Source organism: Streptomyces sp. NPDC002125 (assembly GCF_053593715.1).
Window position 1 is genome coordinate 1 of the sequence record NZ_JBSFDD010000073.1, and the last position, 3896, is coordinate 3896.

The window sequence follows — 3896 nt, forward strand, 5'->3', positions numbered from 1 at the left end:
GGTGTGGATGTGGACTGGTCTGCGGCGTTCGTGGGGGCGGGTGCGTCGCGGGTGGATCTGCCGACGTATGCCTTCCAACGCCAACGCTACTGGCTCGGTGAAGTTGAGCATGCGGTCGAGGAACCCGAAGCCCTCCAGCCGGTGTCCCGCTTGCAGCTGCCGACGCCTGCGCATGTGGAGGAGCGGCGCCAGTCGCTCGAGGAGATGGTGCAGACGCAGGTCGCGACGGTCCTGGAGTACCGGTCCGCCGACGCGGTCGACGTGGCGCGCACCTTCAAGGACCTGGGCTTCGACTCCCTCACGGCTGTGGAACTGCGGAACCGGCTGATCGAGAGCACCGGACTGCGGTTGCCTTCCTCATTGATCTTCGACTACCCGACGCCTATCGCACTGGTGCGGCACCTGGACGATGAGCTGACGGGCTCGCAGAAGGCTGAGAGCTCACCTGCGCCGGCACTGCCCGCCAGGACGGGCGCCTCGACCGAGCCGATCGCCATTGTGGGCATGGGATGTCGTCTGCCGGGAGGCGTGACATCTCCTGAGGAACTGTGGGAACTGGTCTCGGAAGGCAGGGAGGGAATCTCCGGCTTCCCCGTGGACCGGGGTTGGGACCTGGACGCGCTGTACGACGAAGACCCGAGCCGCTCCGGCACCTCGTACGTTCGGGAAGGCGGCTTCCTTCACGAGGCCGGCGAGTTCGATCCGGGGTTCTTCGGGATCTCGCCGCGTGAGGCCCTCGCCATGGACCCGCAGCAGCGATTGCTGCTGGAGACGGCGTGGGAGGCGTTCGAGCGGGCGGGCATCGACCCCGCTTCCGTACGCGGCAGTCAGGCCGGCGTCTTCGCCGGCGCGATGTCCCAGGACTACGGCGCCCTGCTGCACGAGGCGACGGACGGGCTCGACGGCTATCTGCTGACGGGCAAGGCGGCGAGCGTGATCTCCGGACGGCTCGCCTACTTCCTGGGGCTTGAGGGTCCCGCGGTCACGGTGGACACGGCCTGCTCGTCGTCACTCGTGGCGCTGCACCAGGCCACTCAGGCCCTGCGCTCGGGCGAGTGCTCGTTGGCGCTGGCCGGTGGCGTGACGGTGATGGCCACACCAGGGATGTTCGTGGAGTTCAGTCGGCAGCGCGGGCTGGCGGCGGACGGGCGCTCGAAGGCCTTCTCGGACGCGGCGGACGGCACCTCGTGGTCGGAGGGGGCGGGGATGCTGTTGCTGGAGCGCCTGTCCGACGCGCGGCGCAACGGTCATCCCGTACTGGCCGTGGTCCGTGGTTCGGCGGTGAACCAGGACGGTGCAAGCAATGGTCTCACCGCGCCGAACGGTCCCTCGCAGCAGCGAGTGATCCGCGCGGCCCTCGCGAACGCGGGAGTGTCGGCGTCGGACGTGGACGCGGTGGAAGCGCACGGAACCGGTACGACGCTTGGCGACCCCATCGAGGCGCAGGCCCTGCTGGCGACGTACGGGCAGGACCGCCCGGCTGAACGGCCGTTGTGGCTGGGGTCGTTGAAGTCCAACATTGGACATGCACAGGCCGCCGCTGGTGTGGCCGGTGTCATCAAGATGGTGCAGGCCCTTCGCCATGGAGTGCTGCCCCGCACCCTGCACGCGGGTGAGCCGTCGACGAAGGTGGACTGGTCGACGGGTGCGGTGGAACTGCTCACGGAGGCCCGCGAGTGGCCGGAGACCGAAGGTCGCCCAGGCCGGGCAGGGGTGTCGTCATTCGGCATCAGCGGCACCAACGCGCACCTCATCCTGGAACAGGCCCCGGCTGCCGTAACGTCCTCGAACCCGGACACCGGCGCGGAGACCCCCGCAACGCCTGTGGTGCCGGCTGCGGTGCCGTGGGTCCTGTCCGGGCGCGGGGCCGACGCCGTGCGGGGTCAAGCGGCACGATTGCTGTCGCGGGTGGTGAATGACGCGGATCTGCCGCTGGTGGATGTGGGCCTGTCGCTCGTCTCCGGGCGGGCACGATTCGAGAACCGTGCCGTGGTGACCGGCCACGACCGCACTGAATTGTGCGCGAGGCTTGCTCAGTTGGCTCGCGGTGAGGAGTCGTCCGGGCTCGTGGTCGGCCCGGCCGACGGCGTGACGCCTGCCTCCGGCCGCCGGGTGGTGTTCGTGTTTCCGGGTCAGGGTTCGCAGTGGGCGGGCATGGCGGTGGAGCTGCTGGGTGCTTCTCCGGTGTTCGCCGACGCGATGGCGGAATGTGGCCGGGCGCTGGCGGAGTTCGTGGACTGGGACCTGGACGCGGTGGTGCGTGAGGCCCCGGGCGCACCGTCGTTGGAGCGCGTGGACGTCGTTCAGCCGGTGCTGTGGGCGATGATGGTGTCACTGGCGGCGCTCTGGCGCTCGTACGGTGTGGAGCCCTCCGCGGTCGTCGGCCACTCGCAAGGAGAGATCGCGGCCGCCTGTGTGGCGGGCGGGCTGTCGTTGCGGGACGGCGCCCGGGTGGTGGCCCTGCGGTCCCAGGTCATCGCCGGGAGTCTGGCCGGGCACGGCGGGATGATGTCCGTGGCCTTGACCGCGGAGCAGGTGGCCGAGCGCATTGCAGGGTGGGACGGCCGGTTGTCGATCGCGACCGTCAACGGGCCGACCACGGTCGTCGTGGCCGGCGAGCCCGCGGCACTGGACGAGCTCCTTGCCGCCTGTGGTGATGACGGTGTGCGGGCGCGGCGCATAGCCGTGGACTACGCTTCCCACTCCGCGTACGTGGAACTGATCGAGGACGAGCTCACCCAAGTGATGGACGGCATCTCTCCGGTGTCGTCGAGGGTGCCGTTCTACTCCACGGTGACCGGCGAGGCCATGGACACCGCGGAAGCGGACGCCGGGTACTGGTATCGCAACCTGCGGCAGACGGTCCGCTTCGAAGAGACGGTGAGCGGTCTCGTCGAGGCCGGGGACACGGTCTTCCTCGAGGTGTCGCCGCATCCGGTACTGGCCGTGGGGATACAGGACACCGCGGAGGCCCGGGGCGCCGAGCAGACCCGTGTGGTGGGATCGCTGCGTCGTGACGAAGGCGGGCTGGACCGGTTCCTCACATCGCTGGCCGAGGTCTGGGTTCAGGGCGTGGAGGTGGACTGGGCGCGGGCGTTCGAGGGGACGGGTGCGTCGCGGGTCGACCTGCCGACGTACGCCTTCCAGCGCCGCCGCTACTGGCTGGAGGCCCCGGCAGCCGCACGTCGTGCGGACGCGGTGACCGACCGGACGGCCGACGAGGTGGACGCGCGCTTCTGGGCAGCCGTCGAGAGCGAAGACCTGCCCTCGCTCCTCAGCACGCTCGACGTCTCCGGCGAGCTGCCCTTCAGCGCTGTCCTGCCCGCGCTCTCCGTCTGGCGCAAGGGGCGACGACAGCAGTCGGAGGTTGACAGCCGCCGGTACGACATCGCCTGGAAGCCGCTGTCCACGGACTCCAACCTCGTGCTGACCGGCACATGGCTCGCCGTGGTGCCGGACACCCTTGCCGACGACGGATGGGTGACGGCCCTGCTCCACGGTCTCAAGGCAAGGGGAGTACGCGTCCTGAGGCTCGCGGTGCGTACGGACTTCGACCGGGCCGGGCTTGCCCGCTCGGTGTCCGAGACCGTCGAGACGGCCACGGAGCCGGTCGCCGGCGTGCTGTCGTTGCTGGCGCTCGACGAGTCGTCCCATCCGGTGCACGGTGAGGTGCCGGCGGGTGTGGCCGCGACGTTGGCCCTGGTGCAAGCCCTGGTGGGTGCCGGGCTGGATGCGCGTCTGTGGTGCGCGACGCGCGGCGCGGTGGCCGTGGCGCCTACGGAGCGGCTCGCAAGCGTGTCCCAGGCGCAGGTGTGGGGTCTGGGTCGGGTTGTGGGGTTGGAGCATCCGGAGTTGTGGGGTGGTCTGGTCGATCTGCCGGGTGTGGTGGATGGGCG

Annotated in this window: 1 pseudogene; it reads left to right on the plus strand. The window is 70.2% G+C overall.

The window, feature by feature from the left end:
- Nucleotides 1-51 precede the first annotated feature (51 nt).
- Nucleotides 52-3896, plus strand: a pseudogene (locus ACWCQM_RS40805) (type I polyketide synthase); the annotation flags it as partial.